The organism is Nonomuraea sp. NPDC050153 (genome assembly GCF_044460125.1).
Taxonomy (GTDB): domain Bacteria; phylum Actinomycetota; class Actinomycetes; order Streptosporangiales; family Streptosporangiaceae; genus Nonomuraea.
In genome coordinates this window covers 39,040-55,610 of sequence record NZ_JBITJQ010000030.1, presented here as the reverse complement: position 1 = coordinate 55,610, position 16,571 = coordinate 39,040, and the positions used below count along the sequence as shown (strand labels likewise).

The 16,571-nt window shown below is 70.5% G+C and carries 15 protein-coding genes; 6 read left to right on the top strand and 9 right to left on the bottom strand.

Translation table 11 applies throughout. The features are described 5' to 3' along the window. Positions 1-91: 91 nt before the first annotated feature. The 6 genes from ACIBQ1_RS46370 to metH all read right to left on the bottom strand — a co-directional run bounded on the left by ACIBQ1_RS46370 (position 92) and on the right by metH (position 8,465). Positions 92-1,858: an ABC transporter substrate-binding protein gene (locus ACIBQ1_RS46370; protein ID WP_397287639.1), complete on the bottom strand. Its 1,767-nt coding sequence runs from the start codon at positions 1,856-1,858 to the stop codon at positions 92-94. A gap of 57 nt (positions 1,859-1,915) precedes the next feature. Further along, positions 1,916-2,914 (bottom strand): ABC transporter permease, encoded by a 999-nt coding sequence (locus ACIBQ1_RS46365; RefSeq protein WP_397287637.1) that lies wholly within the window; start codon positions 2,912-2,914, stop codon positions 1,916-1,918. A 265-nt stretch (positions 2,915-3,179) separates the two neighbouring features. Beyond that, a complete protein-coding gene (locus ACIBQ1_RS46360) occupies positions 3,180-3,650 on the bottom strand; it encodes a cellulose synthase (RefSeq protein WP_397287635.1) in 471 nt (156 codons plus the stop codon). Positions 3,651-3,776: 126 nt separating this feature from the next. After that, positions 3,777-3,899 carry a hypothetical protein gene (locus ACIBQ1_RS46355; protein ID WP_397287633.1) on the bottom strand — a complete coding sequence of 41 codons (123 nt, stop codon included), beginning with the start codon at positions 3,897-3,899 and terminating at the stop codon, positions 3,777-3,779. Positions 3,900-4,129: 230 nt separating this feature from the next. Continuing rightward, positions 4,130-4,774 carry an HAD family hydrolase gene (locus ACIBQ1_RS46350; protein WP_397287631.1) on the bottom strand — a complete coding sequence of 215 codons (645 nt, stop codon included), beginning with the start codon at positions 4,772-4,774 and terminating at the stop codon, positions 4,130-4,132. A gap of 226 nt (positions 4,775-5,000) precedes the next feature. Next, positions 5,001-8,465, bottom strand: coding sequence for a methionine synthase (metH, locus tag ACIBQ1_RS46345; protein ID WP_397287629.1), 3,465 nt, complete (start codon positions 8,463-8,465; stop codon positions 5,001-5,003). A gap of 211 nt (positions 8,466-8,676) precedes the next feature. On the opposite strand from metH, the gene ACIBQ1_RS46340 reads away from it, so the two are divergent. The 4 genes from ACIBQ1_RS46340 to ACIBQ1_RS46325 all read left to right on the top strand — a co-directional run bounded on the left by ACIBQ1_RS46340 (position 8,677) and on the right by ACIBQ1_RS46325 (position 12,375). Further along, positions 8,677-9,132: a universal stress protein gene (locus tag ACIBQ1_RS46340; protein WP_397287627.1), complete on the top strand. Its 456-nt coding sequence runs from the start codon at positions 8,677-8,679 to the stop codon at positions 9,130-9,132. Positions 9,133-9,705: 573 nt separating this feature from the next. Next, complete coding sequence (locus ACIBQ1_RS46335; RefSeq protein WP_397287625.1) at positions 9,706-10,560, top strand: PAC2 family protein; 855 nt, start codon at positions 9,706-9,708, stop codon at positions 10,558-10,560. Positions 10,561-10,787: 227 nt separating this feature from the next. After that, positions 10,788-11,279: a hypothetical protein gene (locus ACIBQ1_RS46330; RefSeq protein ID WP_397287623.1), complete on the top strand. Its 492-nt coding sequence runs from the start codon at positions 10,788-10,790 to the stop codon at positions 11,277-11,279. 142 nt (positions 11,280-11,421) lie between these two features. Continuing rightward, positions 11,422-12,375 carry an NAD-dependent epimerase/dehydratase family protein gene (locus ACIBQ1_RS46325; RefSeq protein WP_397287621.1) on the top strand — a complete coding sequence of 318 codons (954 nt, stop codon included), beginning with the start codon at positions 11,422-11,424 and terminating at the stop codon, positions 12,373-12,375. Positions 12,376-12,382: 7 nt separating this feature from the next. Here the strand turns inward: ACIBQ1_RS46325 and ACIBQ1_RS46320 are convergent, their stop codons facing one another. After that, complete coding sequence (locus ACIBQ1_RS46320) at positions 12,383-13,570, bottom strand: glycosyltransferase (RefSeq protein WP_397287619.1); 1,188 nt, start codon at positions 13,568-13,570, stop codon at positions 12,383-12,385. Further along, the gene (locus ACIBQ1_RS46315) at positions 13,567-14,787 is read right to left on the bottom strand and encodes a glycosyltransferase family 9 protein (protein ID WP_397287617.1); all 1,221 of its coding nucleotides are present in this window, start codon (positions 14,785-14,787) and stop codon (positions 13,567-13,569) included. Before ACIBQ1_RS46315 ends, ACIBQ1_RS46320 begins: the two co-directional genes overlap by 4 nt. Before the next feature lie 168 nt (positions 14,788-14,955). Here ACIBQ1_RS46315 and ACIBQ1_RS46310 point away from each other — a divergent pair, with 168 nt between their 5' ends. Together ACIBQ1_RS46310 and ACIBQ1_RS46305 are read left to right on the top strand one after the other, a co-directional pair. Beyond that, complete coding sequence (locus ACIBQ1_RS46310; RefSeq protein WP_397287615.1) at positions 14,956-15,546, top strand: D-glycero-alpha-D-manno-heptose-1,7-bisphosphate 7-phosphatase; 591 nt, start codon at positions 14,956-14,958, stop codon at positions 15,544-15,546. A gap of 73 nt (positions 15,547-15,619) precedes the next feature. Further along, positions 15,620-15,862, top strand: coding sequence for a WhiB family transcriptional regulator (locus ACIBQ1_RS46305; protein ID WP_397287613.1), 243 nt, complete (start codon positions 15,620-15,622; stop codon positions 15,860-15,862). A gap of 96 nt (positions 15,863-15,958) precedes the next feature. Here the strand turns inward: ACIBQ1_RS46305 and def are convergent, their stop codons facing one another. Beyond that, positions 15,959-16,441, bottom strand: coding sequence for a peptide deformylase (def, locus tag ACIBQ1_RS46300; protein ID WP_397287611.1), 483 nt, complete (start codon positions 16,439-16,441; stop codon positions 15,959-15,961). Positions 16,442-16,571: the final 130 nt, after the last annotated feature.

Sequence of the window (16,571 nt, the reverse complement as noted above, 5' to 3'; positions counted from 1 at the left end):
ATCTCGGCCATGGCGGCCGGGCCTCGTGAGCCCGGCCGCCGGAGCCTTCACCTGCTTTCGACGTACGTGTCCGGCGGGGTCGCCTGACCGGTTACTGGGTGCCCAGCGTGAGGTACTCGTACATGCCCCAGTTCTGGCTGACGAAGACGTTCTTCAGCGTCGGCGGCCGGTAGAACAGGCCGTGCGCCCAGACGTAGGGCAGGATGAACGCCGAGTCCATGACCTGCTTGTCGACCTGGGCCCAGATGGCGTTGCGCTTGGCGGCGTCGGTCTCCCCGGCCGCCTGGTCGATGAGCTCGTCGATCTTCGGGTCCTTGACGCTGAGGTTGGTGTTACCGGCGTCGCGGATGACACGGCTGTCGACGATCTGCTGGAAGAAGCCGAAGCCCTCGGGGTAGTCGGCGCCCCAGCCGTAGACCATGAGGCCGAGGTTGTTCTTCTTGGCGAAGTCGGGCTTGCCGGCGTACAGCTTGAAGTAGTCGCCCTGCGGGTAGCCCTTGATCTCCAGCTTGATGCCGACGCGGCCGAGCGACTGCTGCAGCGACTCGGCGGTCAGCTTCTCGGCGGCGCGCTCGTTGCGGTAGGAGATCGTGGTGCTGAAGCCGTTGGGCTGGCCACAGGCCGCCAGCTCTTCCTTGGCCTTGGCGACGTCACCGGTCGGGTTGGCCTCGACGCCGTACGGGTCGATCTTCTGGTAGCCGGTCATCTTCGCCGGCATGAGGCTGAGCGCGATGTCGCCGCCGGCGTCGGGGCCACCGTAGGCGCCCTGGATCGCGGAGCGGTCGGCCGCGTACATCACGGCCTTGCGGCAGTGGATGTTGTCGAACGGCTTGACGTCACCGTTGATGTTGGTGAACCAGGTCCGGTCGATCGCGGCCGAGTCGGCGTACTGCTTGACCTTCGGGTCGGTCAGGACCGTCTTGCGGGCGTTGGCCGCCACGCCGGTGCTGTTGATCTTGACGTCGATCTTGCCGGACAGCAGCCGCTGGTCGAGGTCGTCCTCGTTCTGGCCGAGCAGCACCTCGACGGAGTCGTTGAGCTGCTTGCGGTTGGGGTCGGTGGCCGGGTCCCAGTTGGGGTTCTTCACGAGCTCGATGCGCTTGGTGAGCTCGTGCGACTTGAACATGTAGGGGCCGGTCGAGACCGGGTGCTCCTTGTACTTCGAGCCGGTGTCCTTGGCTACGGGCACGGGGGCCGTCTGCGGGAGCATGGCGAAGTAGTCGAAACCGCCGTACGCCTTCTTCAGGTGGAAGACGATGGTGTAGTCGTCAGGCGTCTCGACGGCCTTGAAGTCGTCGAGCTTGTCCTTCATCTTGTACGGGCCGGTGTAGCCCTGCACGTCGAGCCAGTCGTTGAAGTAGGTCGGGCCGCTGGGCAGGATGTCCTTGTCCAGCGAGCGGGCCACGGCGTACTTGACGTCCTTCGACGTCACCGGGCTGCCGTCCTCGAACTTGATGCCCTTGCGCAGCTTGTACGTCCACGTCTTGCCGCCGTCGCTGGGCGTGCCCAGGCCCTCGGCCAGGTCGCCGACGAGCTGCAGGCCCTCCTCGCCCGGCACCGGCTTGAACATGGTCAGCGCGCGGGTGTAGAAGCGCGAGAAGTTCCACGCGTAGCCGTAGTACTGGTCACCCGGGTCGACGGAGTCGAAGTCGCCCGGCATGCCCATGTGGAGGGTGCCGCCGGTCTTCTCCGACGGGTTGACGACCTGCGTGACGCCCGCGTTGTACTGGCTGGCGGGCTTTTCGTCACCGCCGGTGCCGCTGGTGCTCTTGGCACCGCCACCGCCGCCACACGCCGAGACGACCACAGCGAGAGTGGCGGTCATCGCCACCGCCGACGCCTTTGATCTTATCTTCATCGACCTGACACACCCCTTGTATCTAGGAGTTGAGAACTTGCTGAAAACTCACGAGGGCTATCGGGCCTTGGGATCGAAGGCGTCCCTGAGGCCGTCACCGAGCAGGTTGAACGCCAGCACGGTGATGAAGATCGCGAGACCGGGGAAGATCATGAAGTTGGGCGCCACCTGGTAGTTGTGGACGGCGTCCGACAACATGCCTCCCCACGTGGGAGTCGGCGGTCGCACGCCCACGCCGAGGAAGGACAGCGCGGCCTCGAACAGGATGTTCGAGGGGATCAGCAGCGTCGAGTAGACGAGGATCGGCGCCAGGAGGTTGGGCAGGATCTCCTTGAACAGGATGGTGTGGTTGCGCGCGCCCAGGCTCCTGGACGCGTCGACGAACTCCCGTTCGCGCAGGGACAGCGTCTGGCCCCGGATGATGCGCCCGATATAGGGCCAGTTGAAGAAGCCGATGATGAACACCAGCAGGCTGATCCTGAGCGTGTCGCCCGACATGCCGAACGCCTTGTCGGGGATGACGCCGGCCAGCGCCAGCGCGAACACCAGCAGCGGGAAGGCCAGGAAGACGTCCATGAGGCGGCTGATGACGGTGTCGATCCAGCCGCCGAAGAAGCCGGCGATCATCCCGAGCACGGTGCCAAGCACGACGCACAGCAGCGTCGCGAAGAACGCGATCAGCAGCGAGATGCGGGCCCCGTACAGGACTCGGCTGAACAGGTCGCGGCCCGAGTCGGGCTCCACGCCGAACAGGAAGTCGCTGCTGATGCCGCCGAAGGCGCCCAGCGGCGCCCCGATGGAGGGGTCGAGCTTCTCGCGGTGCCACTCGCCCGGCGGGTGCCCGAACCACGACACCAGCAATGGGGCGAAGACGGCGACCAGGATGAGCAGGAGGATGACGATGCCACCGGTCATCGCGATGCGGTCGCGCTTGAGGCGCATCCACGCGATCTGCCCCAGGGAACGTCCCCTGATGACCGAGGTCTCCGCCCCCTCAAGGACGGCCTCCGGCCCTGCTTCGATGGCCGATTCCGGAGCATCGAGCGGTGCGGTCATGCCAGTAGCCCCCTGGATTCCAGACGACATCGTCCGTTTCGGCGCGGTCCCGGTCAGGGTAGTGCGCCCATGCGTGCGAGGTCCGCGTGTCGCGGCCCCAGGAGGCAGAATCTATGGCCTGAGCTGGTGTGACTAGTCCCTCTGTGCTCTATGTGGCTCAACTGTGATTGACCAGAAACTCATTCGTATCGATCTTGAGGAGAATGTCTACGAGCCGTCCCGGTTGCGTCTCGGAACTGTGACATTGCTAATTTCGTCCGTGGATTCAGCCGATGCCACGCTTTTTGAGCAGCGCCTCGATATCGGAGAAATCGTCCTCGGCCTTGGAAGTTTGCTTGGGGGCGACGGCGGGCTGCTGCGGTTTGGGAACGGCTTTGTTCGCTGAGGGCTTAACCTCGGGGGCCTCTTCGGAGGTCTTCTTCCTGAAGCTGGCCAGTTTCCTGCCGCGCATGACGCCCGACGCCACGAACAGCACCACCGACAGCCCGGCCACGGCCACGCCCGCCCAGACGAAGGGGTTGAACACCAGGCCGGTCACGAACCCCACGATGGTCGTGCCCACGGTCCACAGCATCTGCAGCGCACCCGTCAGGTAGGCCGCCGCCGGCAGCAGCGCCCATGCCGCGACCCGGATGCCCGAGGCCGCTCCTCTGCGCCTGAAGGCCAGGAAGCTGAGCACCAGGCCCAGCAGGGTCAGTCCGGCGCACAGAGGCAGCCAAACGGTCGGATTGAGCATCACGCCACTCCTCGTATCGACTACGTTTCCATCCTGGCACGCGAAACGCCGCCCGCTCCTCCTCCGCTAGAACCACTTGCCCCTTAGGGGTCGCGCAGGCGGCGCCGGGCTGTTCGGCGGCGGCGTTCACCAGGTCGTCGCCGCCTCGGCGCACAGGTCCCGGAGGGCGGTGACGCTCGGATGCCAGGGGCGGGCGGCCGGGCCGGTCAGGACGAGCCGGCGTTCCGGCGTGAGGGTGCCAGGCATCATGCCGGCCGCCAGGGACGGGACGGGGCATCGGCTCCGGGTCGATGAGGACGGCCGCGTCGACCGTGCCGCTCTCCGGCCACTCCTCGATCTCCTCGTCGAGGCCCTCGAAGATCCTGATCTCGACGTGGGGAAGCCGCTCGTGCCACAGCCGCAGCAGCCCGCGCGCCGCCGTCGGGGGGGGACGGCCCGATCGATCCAGGGGCGGCGGCGGCCCGGGGTGGCTCGGCCTGTCAGATGGTGATGAGGGCGCGGAGGTCGGCGACGGTGACGTTCTCCAGGGACGGGACCACCAACCGGCCGGGGGCGGGCTCGATGGCCAGCAGGCTCGGGACGGCCACCACCGCGCAGCCCGCCGCCGTCGCGGCCGCGACGCCGTTGGGAGAGTCCTCCAGCACCACGCACCGCACCGGCTCCACGCCGAGCAGCCGCGCGGCCGTCAGGTACGGCTCGGGGTCGGGCTTGGTACGCGTGACGTCGTCCGCCGTGACCACGACGTCGAACCGGTCACGCCCCACGCTCTTGAGCACCGCCTCCGCGATCTCCTTCAGCGACGAGGTGACCAGCCCCACGGGCACCCCCTCGTCCCGCAGCGCGCCCAGCAGCTCCAAGGCGCCCGGCATGACGCGCACGCCCGCCGTCAACCGGCGCACCATCCCGCCGGTCATCCACTCCCGCACCATCTCCGGGGGCACGTCGGAGCCCGACACGGCCAGCATGTAGTCGACCGTGCGCTCCATGGACCCGCCCACGAGGTGGGCCTGGTGCTCGGGCGTCCACTGGGCGCCCAGCCTGGCCATCACGTCGGTCTCGATCTCCAGCCAGACCCGCTCGCTGTCGACGAGCAGCCCGTCCATGTCGAAGAAGACCGCTTCCACGTTTGCCCCCGATCGATAGTGTTTTGCCCCCTATTGTCCCTGCCTTGGCCGGCGCACGAAGAGACCACCCCTCATCCGGCGCCGGATGCGACCATCCGCTGCCGGGTGAACGGCGGGTCGCCGCGGGGTGGCGGCCTTCGTCCCTCCTGCCAGGTGGGCGACGGGCCACCTGGCACCGGTGGGACGGCGGGTCGAGCAGGCGCCGTCTCGCGGCGGCGGGTGTGGGTCAGACGTTGAAGTATTTGGCCTCGGGGTGGTGGACGACCAGGGCAGAGGTGGCCTGCTCCGGGTGGAGCTGGAACTCCTCCGACAGCGACACCCCGATGCGCTCCGGGTTGAGCAGCTCGAACAGCTGCTTCTGGTCCTCCAGGTTGGGGCAGGCCGGGTAGCCGAACGAGTAGCGGCAGCCCTGGATGTTGACCTTGAGCATGTCGTCGAGCGATTCCTCGCCGCCGATCGCCCACTCCGAGCGCACCCTGGCGTGCCAGTATTCGGCCAGCGCCTCGGTGAGCTGCACCGACAGGCCGTGCAGCTCGAGGTAGTCGCGGTAGGCGTCCTTGGCGAACAGCTCGGCCGTGGCCTCGGCGATCCTCGCGCCCATGGTGACGACCTGGAAGCCGACCACGTCGACCTCGCCGGAGTCCTTGGCGCGGAAGAAGTCGGACAGGCACAGGTGGCGGTCGCGGCGCTGGCGCGGGAACGTGAAGCGGGTGCGCTCGCTGCCGTCGTCGTCGAGGATGATCAGCGTGTCGCCGTCGGAGACGCACGGGAAGTGGCCGTAGACGACGGCCGCCTCCAGCAATCCCTCGGTCTGGATGCGGTCGAGCCACATGCGCAGCCGCGGCCGCCCCTCGATCTCGACCAGCTCGTCGTAGTCGGGCCCCGAACCGCCCCTGGTGGGCTTGAGCCCCCACTGCCCGAGGAACAGGGCGCGCTCGTCGAGGAAGGCGGAGTATTCGGCCAGGGAGATGCCCTTGACCACGCGGTCGCCGTAGAAGGGCGTCGTGGGGACGGGGTTGTCGGCGGCCACGTCGGAGCGGGCGGGCAGCTCCTCGACCGGGGTGCGCTGCAGCACGGCGCCGGTCTTGACGCGCCGCTCGCGCAGCGGCGGCAGCGTCGCGCCGGCGACCCCGCGCTTGACGGCCATGAACGAGTCCATCAGCCGCAGCCCCTCGAACGCGTCGCGCGCGTAGCGCACCTCGCCCTCGAACAGCTCGGCCAGGTCCTGTTCGACGTAGGCGCGGGTCAGGGCGGCGCCGCCGAGCAGGACGGGGTATCTCTCCGACAGGCCCCTGGAGTTCATCTCCTCCAGGTTTTCCTTCATGATGACCGTCGACTTCACCAGCAGCCCCGACATGCCGATGACGTCGGCCTTCTGCTCGTCGGCGGCCTCCAGGATGGCCGAGACCGGCTGCTTGATGCCGAGGTTGACGACCTGGTAGCCGTTGTTGGACAGGATGATGTCGACGAGGTTCTTGCCGATGTCGTGCACGTCGCCCTTGACGGTGGCCAGCACGATGCGGCCCTTCGAGTCGCCCTCGACCCGGTCCATGTGGGGCTCGAGATAGGCGACGGCGACCTTCATGACCTCGGCCGACTGCAGCACGAACGGCAGCTGCATCTGCCCGGAGCCGAACAGCTCGCCGACCGTCTTCATGCCGTCGAGCAGCACGTCGTTGATGATCTCCAGTGCGGGCCGCTGCTCCAGCGCGGTGTCGAGGTCGGCCTCCAGGCCCTTGCGCTCGCCGTCGATGATGCGCCGCTTGAGCCGCTCCCACAGCGGCAGCGCGGCCAGCTCCTCGGCCTTGCCGGCGCGCAGGGCCGCCGCGTCGACGCCCTCGAACAGCTCCATGAACCGCTGCAGCGGGTCATAGCCCTCGCGGCGGCGATCGTAGACCATGTCGAGCGCGACCTGGCGCTGCTCGTCGGGGATGCGGGCCATCGGCAGGATCTTGGAGGCGTGCACGATGGCCGAGTCGAGCCCGGCGTTGACGCACTCGTTGAGGAACACCGAGTTGAGCACCATGCGGGCGGCCGGGTTGAGGCCGAAGCTGATGTTGGACAGGCCCAGCGTGGTCTGCACGCCCGGGTAGCGGCGCTTGAGCTCGCGGATGGCCTCGATGGTCTCCAGGCCGTCGCGCCTGGTCTCCTCCTGGCCGGTGGCGATGGGGAAGGTCAGGCAGTCGACGATGATGTCCTCGACCCGCATGCCCCAGTTGGCGGTCAGGTCGTCGACGAGGCGGCTGGCCACGCGCACCTTCCACTCGGCGGTGCGGGCCTGGCCCTCCTCGTCGATGGTCAGCGCGACGACGGCCGAGCCGTGCTCGCGTACGAGGCGCATGATCTTCTGGAAGCGGGAGTCGGGGCCGTCGCCGTCCTCGTAGTTGACGGAGTTGACCGCGGCGCGCCCGCCGAGCATCTCGAGACCGGCCTGCAGCACGGCGGGCTCGGTCGAGTCGAGCATGATCGGCAGCGTGGACGCCGTGGCGAACCGGAACGCCAGCTCCTTCATGTCGGCCACGCCGTCGCGGCCGACGTAGTCGACGCACAGGTCGAGCATGTGGGCGCCGTCGCGGGCCTGGTCGCGGGCCGTCTCGACGCAGTCGTCCCAGCGGCCCGCCAGCATGGCCTCGCGGAAGGCCTTGGAGCCGTTGGTGTTGCAGCGCTCGCCGATGGCCAGGTAGGAGGTGTCCTGGCGGAACGGGACCGTCTGGTAGAGCGAGGACGCGCCCGGCTCGGGGTGCGGCCGGCGCGGCGCGACCTGCTTGCCGCGGACGCGCTCGACCACCTGGCGCAGGTGCTCGGGCGTGGTGCCGCAGCAGCCGCCGACCAGCGACAGGCCGTAGTCGCGGGTGAAGGTGCCGTGCGCGTCGGCCAGCTCCTGCGCGCTCAGCGGATAGTACGCGCCGTCGGCCGTCAGCACGGGCAGGCCGGCGTTGGGCATGCAGGAGAGCTTGAGCCGCGAGTGGCGGGCGAGGTAGCGCAGGTGCTCGCTCATCTCGGCGGGGCCGGTCGCGCAGTTGAGGCCCACGACGTCGATGCCGAGCGGCTCGATCGCGGTCAGCGCGGCGCCGATCTCGGAGCCGAGCAGCATCGCGCCGTTGGTCTCGATGGTCACCTGCGCGATGATCGGGATGTCGCGGCCGGAGTCTTCGACGGCCCGCCTGGCGCCGATGACGGCGGCCTTGACCTGGAGCAGGTCCTGGCAGGTCTCGATGATCAGCGCGTCGGCGCCGCCCGCGATCAGGCCCGCGGCGTTGTCGCGGTAGGCATCGCGCAGGAGGGCGTACGGCAGGTGGCCGAGCGTCGGCAGCTTGGTGCCGGGGCCCATGGAGCCGAGCACGAAGCGCGGCTGGTCGGGCGTGGACCAGTGGTCGGCGGCCTCGCGGGCGATCCGGGCCCCCGCCTCGGAGTATTCGAAGACGCGGTCGGAGATGTCGTATTCGCCGAGGGCGGCGAGGTTGGCGCCGAAGGTGTTGGTCTCGACGCAGTCGACGCCGACGGCGAAGTAGGCGTCGTGGACGCCGCGCACGATGTCGGGCCTGGTGACGTTGAGCACCTCGTTGCAGCCCTCGTGACCGTGGAAGTCGTCGAGCGTCGGGTCCTGGGCCTGGAGCATCGTGCCCATCGCCCCGTCGGCCACGATGACACGCTGGGACAACACTTCTCGGAAGGACGGGGAGATGCTCATGGGGTAGAGCTTATCGGGTGCGTCTCGAGCCTCACTCGTAAGCGGCCCGCACGCCTGTTCGCTTTGGGCGCGAAACCGGGGCCCCAAGGGTGCCGGCGTGATGCCCGAGGGTGTCGGCGCGATGGTCGCGGGACCCGGGCCACGCCTGGGTGCGCGGCGGACGCTATCGTACCGACTGTCAATTGAACGCCGCGTCCAATTGGGGGGCTCCGTGGCCTACCGCACCGTACTCGTCGGCACCGACGGCTCGGCCTCCTCCTTCCGCGCCGTCTCCGCGGCGGCATCCCTGGCCGCGGCGACCGGCGCCACCCTGGTCCTGGCCTGCGCGTACCTGCCGATGCGGGAGAGCGAGCGCGCGGCGGCCGCCGACCGGCTGGGCGACCTCGCGTACAAGGTGGGCGGCTCCACCCCGGCCGACGACGCCCTGCGGGCGGCGCGCGGGCACGCCGTGGCGGCCGGCGCCTCCGACGTGGTCCTGACCGCCGAGCGGGGGGACGCCGTGGACGTGCTCGTCTCGCTGGCCGCCCGGCACCGCGCCGACCTGCTCGTGGTGGGCAACCGCGGGCTCAACAGCCTGGCCGGGCGGCTGCTCGGCTCCGTGCCGTCCGCGGTCTCCCGCCGGGCCGCCTGCGACGTGCTGATCGTCCACACGACCGACGGCCGCTGACCCGCGCCCTCATCTACTTATCTACGCGCACGCGCGCGCGAGGGAAGGGGCGAATGATCACGCGTGCGAAACAGCGGTAGATACGCGGCCACATGGGGCATATGTGGCCCATAGGACCGCACATTGCACAGAAGGCACACCAACCGCACCGGACGCGAACACCGCAGCCGGCGCATACGGCCGACGCGTGCGCGCGGCACGGCGAGTGCGGGAGGCGTGGGCGTGCAGGGGCGGAAGAGATGCGGAGGCGTGGGACCGAGTGCAGGACGCGCGAGAGACGCGGGGCGCCGGAGGCGCAGGAGCGCGACGTACGGGAATGCCGGAGGCGCAGGGGTGCGGGAGGCGTGACGGGGGCAGGAGGCAGGCGAGGGCGCGGGCGGCGCACAGGTTACGGATGGGCGCGGTGAGGGGTGCGGGTGGTCGGCGAGGAGGCGTGGTGAAGGGTTCCTGTCCTGCGACGAGGCTTGCGCGTTCGCGCCCGGGACGCGCGTTGCGCGTTCGCGGGGAGATCGGTGACGCCGAGTCCCCCCGACCGCATAGGCTAAGCGAGACGATGGAGAGAGGAGGCGACACGTGATTGAGCTCGAAAGGCTCCCCGAGCTCGTAGACCCGGTGCTCATTGCCGCGTTCGAGGGGTGGAACGACGCGGGCGAGGCCTCTAGCGGTGTGATCGCCCATCTCGAGTCCGCGTGGAAGGCCGAGCCGCTGATCGCGCTCGACCCGGACGACTACTACGACTTCCAGGTCACCCGGCCCGTCGTGGAGATGGGCGAGGGCCTGACCCGCTCGATCGTGTGGCCCACCACCCGGCTGCTGCGCGCCCGCCCGCCGGGCCTGGAGCGCGACGTCGTGCTGCTGCGCGGCATCGAGCCCAACATGCGCTGGCGCTCGTTCTGCGCCGACATCATCGAGATCTGCCGCGAGCTGGGCATCGAGCTGGCCGTCATGCTGGGCGCGCTGCTCAACGACTCGCCCCACACGCGGCCCGTGCCCATCCTCGGGGGCGCGACGGACGAGGCGCTGGCCCGTTCGACGAACCTCGAGCTGAGCCGCTACGAGGGTCCGACCGGCATCGTCGGGGTGCTGCAGCACGCGTTCGGCGAGGCGGGGCTGGACGCCGTCTCGCTGTGGGCGTCGGTGCCCCACTACGTCGCGCAGCCGCCCAACCCGAAGGCGACGCTCGCCCTGCTGCGCCGCCTGGAGGACCTGCTGGAGATCCCGATGCCGCTGGGCGACCTCGACGAGGAGGCCCGCGCGTGGGAGCGCGGCGTCGACGAGCTGGCCTCCCAGGACAGCGAGGTGGCCGAGTACGTCAAGGAGCTGGAGGAGCGCAAGGACGCGGCCGAGCTCCCCGAGGCCAGCGGCGACGCGATCGCGGCCGAGTTCGAGCGCTACCTGCGCCGCCGGGACCGGGACACTGACAGCTAACCCACAGGGTTAAAAACCGCGAATCTTTCGAGATTTCGAGTAATAATCGGGGCCGTACAAGATTGCACCAAGTTGGTGCTCCAGATTCAGCCCGATAAATCCAGAAAAAACCTCGGCTTCGCACCGTGATGCCTACTCAACTAACCGCGCACGTTAGGCACGCCATGGCGACTTCCCATGTTGACCCGTACCAAAGAAGTCAGGACACCAGGCGCCGCATCCTCGAGATGGCCGTCTCCCTCCGGGAGGACCGCACCGGCGGCTCCGTGGACCACTTCCTCGCGCTGCTGCAGGACCGCCTTCCACTCTGGCTGAGCATTCTTCACGACCTCTCCCACCGCATCGGAAAAGGGTGTGTAGCGGATAATCTTCTCCCCGTCGCCCGGGCGGGCATTGATTACTACATCGACGTACAGAGCGCCGCGCTGCCCGCCTTCACCTCGCCGAACGTGACGGTCCGCTTCCGCGAGGCCGTCCGCGACAAGGGGCTGGGGCCGCGCACCGAAGTCGCGCCGCTGGCCGATTACCTGGCGGCCGAGCAGCGCCTGGGCCGGATAGGGCCCGAAGTCGACCCGGAGGCCAGCGCGCGACTGCTGATCGCGGGCTGCTTCCACCGGGCCTACCTTGAGATGTTCGTCGGCGCCGACATGAGCCCGACCCTGGAGGCCAGCGCTCGCGAGATCGTCCGCGAGCTGCGCCTCGACCCCGTCCCCGTCTGACACCTGACGACAACACCCCGGCGACCGCCCATGGCGGGGCCGGGGTGTTCTCGCGTGCGCGAAAACGGCGACCCGGCTTCTTGGCCGTCATCTCTAGGGGTAGGCTGATCGTCAGTAGCACTGATGATTTGGAGAGCTGACCATGATTCTGATCACCGGCGGACTGGGCTTCATCGGCACCCACACCACCCGCGCCCTGCTCGACCTCGGCGAGTCCTGCGTACTCGTCCAGCGCAGGCCCGCCGTGGTGCCCGAGACGTTCGCGAACGAGCCCGTCGCCGTCGAGCAGGCCGACCTCACCGACGAGGCGGCCCTCCTGGCCGTCGGCGAGCGGCACAAGATCACCGGCATCGTGCACCTCGCCGGCTCCATGCCGTGGCCGCCCGGCGCGTACCAGCCCCTGGAGGGCGCGGACAGGGCCGTACGGAGCCTCCTGAACGTGTTCCGCGCCGCGAGCGAGTGGCAGGTGGCGCGGCTCGGCATCGCCGGCACGATCGGCGTGTACGGCGGCGCGCCCGGCGAAGGCGCGCTCAAGGAGGACCTCCCCCTGCCGATGACGTCGGGCCACCCGATCCCGGCGTTCAAGAAGATCGGCGAGCTGCTGGGCGACCACCTGGCCGGCGCCATGGGGCTCGACGTGGTCAACTACCGCATCGGCGCCATCTGGGGCCCGCTCGGCCATGTCCGGTCGCCGTTCTTCGCCGCTCCCCAGCTCGTCCACGCGGCCGCCCGCGGCGCCGAACCCGACCTGTCCGCGCTGCGCGCCGGCGCGTACGCGGAGGACGGCATCGACCTGTGCTACGCGAAGGACTGCGGCCGCGCGATAGCCCTGCTCCAGCTCGCGGACCGGTTGGCGCACCGCACGTACAACGTGGCCTCCGGGAGGCCGACGACCAACGCCGAGGTCATCGCGGCGATCAGGAAGCTCGTCCCCGACGCCAGGGTCGGCCTGCCCGAGGGCCGCGAGCCCGCCGGGCCGGACATCTGGCTCGACATCACCCGCCTGCGCGAGGACACGGGATACGAGCCCGCGTACGACACCGAGCGGGCGGTCGGCGACTACCTCGCCTGGCTGCGTGCCGGGAACGAACGCTAGGACGCGGTCAGCTCCCGATGGCGGCCAGGCGGCACGGCGTGCCGTCGATGACCTGCGAGTACACGGCCTCGGTGAGCTCGGCCACGCGCGGCCAGCCGTACCTCTGGCGGGCCCTGACCGCCCCGGCCGCGCCGAACGCCGCCCGCTTGCCCGGGTCGTCCAGCACGTCGCGCAGCGCCCTGGCCAGGGCGCGCGGGCGGCGCGGCGGCACGAGGACGCCGCAGCCGGCGACGGTGTCCAGGTGTCCCCCGACCGCCGAGGCCACGACGGGCACGCCGCACGCCATCGCCTCGATCGGCACCATGCCGAACGGCTCGTACCACGGCACACTCACGACGACGTCGGCCGAGCGCATCAGCGCGGGGACGTGCTCGCGCGACACGCTGCCGATCACGTGGACCCGGCGTTCGAGCCCGTACGCCCGCGCCAGCTCGTACAGCCTGACCGCCTCGTCGTCGTCCTCGCGGCCGCCCGCGATCACCAGGTCGGCGTCCGGGATCCGGCGCAGCGCCCTGATCACGGTGTCCACGCCCTTGCGCGGCACCATCCTGCCGATGCTGAGGATCAGCTTGCCGCCCGGGCGCGGCGCCACCGGCCCGTCGGGGCGGAAGACCGACAGGTCCACCCCGCACGGCACGACGGCGATGCGCCGCCCGGGGACCCCCATCGCGCGCAGTTCGGTCACCTCGTCGGCGCAGGTGGCCAGCACGGCGTCGGCGCGCCTGCCGATCTCGCGCTCGGTGTCGATGCGGTGGGAGGGGCTGGTGTCGGCGTCGCCCTGCCAGCGCCGCTTGACGGTGCCGAGCGCGTGGAACGTCTGCACCACCGGCACCCCGCCGGCCGCCCGCAGCGCCGCCTGGCCGCTCATCCAGAAGTGGGCGTGGACGATGTCCGGCGGGCTCACGGCCCAGCGGTCGGCCAGGCGCTCGGCGAACTCGGCCATGTACGGGGCCAGCTCGTCCTTGGGTACGGGGGCCGGCGGCCCGGCCGGGACGTACTCGACCGTGACGCCCGGCGCCACGGCCACCGACCCGGGCTGCCGCTCGGACGAGCGCCGGGTGTGGACGACGATCGTGTGGCCGCGCCCGGCCAGCGCGAGGGCCAGTTCGGCGACGTGGACGTTCTGGCCGCCGGAGTCGACGCCGCCGACCGCCGCCAGCGGGTCCGCGTGCTCGGAGATGAGATCGACCTTCACTGGGTCAGCTCCCTTACTGCCTTGACCACCTGCTCGCTTGTCACATGGGACAGGCACGGGTGCCCGGGCACCGGACAGGCGCGCGCCCCGCTTCCGCGGCAGGGCGCCTCCTGGTCTCCGAGCAGCACCGCGGGCACCCCGTACGGGGCCCGCCGCGCCGCGGGGACGACGGGGGCGAACAGGCTCACGACCGGCGTCCCGACCGCCGCGGCCAGGTGCGCGGGACCGGTGTCGCCCGCCACGAGCACGCCGGCGCCGTCAACGACGGCGGCGAGCTCGGCGAACGTGGTCACGCCGCCGAGATCGACGGCCGCGTCGCCGGCGACATAGGCGGTGAGGTCACGTTCGGTGCCGGTCACGACGACCCGGTGTCCGTCCTGCGCCAGCTCCCGCACGGCCTGCCGGTGCCGTTCGGCCGGCCAGGTCCGCGCGGGGGCGGATGCCCCCGGGTGCACCACGACATATGTGCCTTCGCCGGCAGCGCCGCCGGCACCGAGCAAGTGCCCCGTTTCTCCGCCGATATCCGGCAACGGCCGCCGAACAGCGAGTTTGCCGTCATCGCCCCCCGGCAACTCGAACCCGGCCGCCCTGGCGACCCCCAGCATCCGCTCCGCCTCGTGCACGTCCAGGCTCTCGTCCACGACGTGCCGGACGTCCAGGAGCGAGCCGGGGTGGTCGTTGCTGATGGCCGTGATCCTGCGGACGCCGGCCAGCCTGAGCAGCAGGGCCAGCGGGAGCGCCGACTGGTGGGACGAGGTCAGCACCACCGCCTCGTCGATGCCCGCGAGCCTGCCGACCAGGTCGGCCGTCTGGCTCCTGGAGACGGGCGGCGGGGTGTGCCCGACCCATGGGGCCCGCCATTCGATCACCCGGTCCACGCCGGGCAGCAGCTCGGCCGCCGGCACGCCGTTCGGGCCGGCCAGGAAGACCAGCTCGCGGGCCAGCGTGCGCACGGCCCTGACGGCGGGCCCGGCCAGCAGCACGTCGCCGGCGCCGTCCAGCCGCGCCACCAGCACCCGGCCCCGGTCGTCCCGTCGGCGGTGGCTCGCGGCGCGGGCGGCCTGCTTTCTGGTGGACGCGCGGGTGAGGGTTCTCGTCCTGCGGCGCGGGCTCGGATCGCACAGCACCGCGCCTCCCGCTCCCCTCGTGGCCGACGCGCGCGGGAACCGGGCGGCGACCGGATCATGCAAGATCGCGTCGATGCCGAGAAACCTCATCGTTCCCCCTCAGAAGCCGGGAACCGCTACCGAGAGGAGCGATGCTCAAACACTCCCCACGCCCAGGAGAAGCGCAAACAAGAGAAATGACCTGGAATTGGTCACGCTAAGTAGTTGTTTGCCTGGTTGGGGCCCGGGTAGCTGGCGGGCACGCGACGGAGGTGGAAGGTGTTCGAAAAGCGACGGCCCGGCGCGGTGCTCTTCGACCGGGACGGGACCTTGATCAGGGACGTGCCGTACAACGGCGACCCGAACCTCGTCGAGCCCATGCCCGGCGCGGTCGAGGCGGTGGCCAGGCTCAGACGGGCCGAGGTGCCGGTGGCCGTGGTCACCAGCCAGTCCGGCGTGGCCAAGGGCCTGCTGTCCGCGGACGACATGGACCAGGTGAACGCCAGGGTGGAGGAGCTGCTCGGCCCGTTCGACGCCTGGGCGATCTGCGTGCACGACGACGCCGACGGCTGCACCTGCCGCAAACCGGCGCCCGGGCTCGTGATCAGGGCCGCCGCCGTGCTGGACGTCAGCCCCCGCGACTGCGTGGTCGTGGGGGACATCGGCAGGGACATGGAGGCGGCCAGGGCCGCCGGCGCCAGGGGCATCCTGGTCCCCACCCCGCAGACGCGGCCGGAAGAGATCCAGCTGGCCGCCGAGGTCGCGGACGACCTGATCGACGTCGTCGACCGCGTGCTGAACGACGTGGAGGCGCCGGTGCCGGCCATCGCCACGCCGTGGACCCGCGCCCTCGGCTGGAGCCGCTGGTGAGCCGGGGACGGCCATCCGGTCCTTGGGACTCACCGAGGTATGAGGCCAGGTCGGCTGGGTAGGCGCGAGCACCATGATGATGCTCGACTGGACCCGCAGAGCCGCCTGTCTCGGCCTGGACCCGGAATTGTTCTTCCCGATCTCCATGGAAGGGCCGAGCCAGTCGCAGGTCGAACGGGCCAAGCATGTGTGCGCCGGCTGCCCCGTACGTGAGCCTTGCCTGGAGTACGCGCTGGCCACGAGGCAGGCCGACGGCGTGTGGGGCGGCACCGACCCGAAGCAGCGCAGGGAGCTCGGCCTGCACCCGGCCGCCTGACCCGCACCGAGGCCGCTCGGCCGCCCGGCCCATACCGAGGCCGCTGGGCCGTCTGACCCGCACTGTGGCGCTCGGCCGCCTGGCCCGCGCCCCGGCTCAGCCCGGCAGGGCCGCCGCCAGGAAGCGCTCCCGCTCGGCCGCCTCCAGATGGTCGCTGAACAGCACGCCGTCGAGATGGTCGACCTCGTGCTGCAGCACCCTGGCCAGCACCCCCAGCGCGCGAACCGTCACCGGCTTGCCCAGCATGTCACGACCACGCGCTGTGACCATGTAGGAACGTTCCAGTGGCCACCACAGCCCGGGCGCCGACAGGCACGCCTCGTCGGCGGTGACCCGCCGCTCCGACAGCTCGAGGCGCGGATTGACCAGATGGCCGGACTTGCCGTCGTAGGCGTAGACCACCACCCGCACCGGCTCGCCCACCTGCGGCGCCGCCAGGCCCGCGCGGCCGGCGCCGGCCCGCATGGTGGCGGTCAGCGACTTGACCAGGCGCCGCAGCTCCCGGTCGAAGTCCTGCACCGGCTCCGCGACCGAGCGCAGCACCGGATCGTCGAACGTGCGAATAGGCCGGACCGTCACCCGCAACTCCCCGATAGGCCACGTCGTCTCCGTCAACGTTTCCCTCGACCGTGCCTCGCCAACCCCTGGGGCCCTGCCTTGTAGCACAGCGGTAACAGAGGAGACCCGTAGGCGAAACCACCCGAAAGCA

Coding starts and splice junctions, on each gene's coding strand:
- ACIBQ1_RS46370 (WP_397287639.1), bottom strand. CDS start 1,858: ATGAAGATAAGATCAAAGGCGTCGGCGGTGGCGATGACCGCCACTCTC.
- ACIBQ1_RS46365 (WP_397287637.1), bottom strand. CDS start 2,914: ATGACCGCACCGCTCGATGCTCCGGAATCGGCCATCGAAGCAGGGCCG.
- ACIBQ1_RS46360 (WP_397287635.1), bottom strand. CDS start 3,650: ATGCTCAATCCGACCGTTTGGCTGCCTCTGTGCGCCGGACTGACCCTG.
- ACIBQ1_RS46355 (WP_397287633.1), bottom strand. CDS start 3,899: ATGATGCCTGGCACCCTCACGCCGGAACGCCGGCTCGTCCTGACCGGC.
- metH (WP_397287629.1), bottom strand. CDS start 8,465: ATGAGCATCTCCCCGTCCTTCCGAGAAGTGTTGTCCCAGCGTGTCATC.
- ACIBQ1_RS46330 (WP_397287623.1), top strand. CDS start 10,788: ATGGCCGTCTCCCTCCGGGAGGACCGCACCGGCGGCTCCGTGGACCAC.
- ACIBQ1_RS46325 (WP_397287621.1), top strand. CDS start 11,422: ATGATTCTGATCACCGGCGGACTGGGCTTCATCGGCACCCACACCACC.
- ACIBQ1_RS46315 (WP_397287617.1), bottom strand. CDS start 14,787: ATGAGGTTTCTCGGCATCGACGCGATCTTGCATGATCCGGTCGCCGCC.
- ACIBQ1_RS46305 (WP_397287613.1), top strand. CDS start 15,620: ATGATGATGCTCGACTGGACCCGCAGAGCCGCCTGTCTCGGCCTGGAC.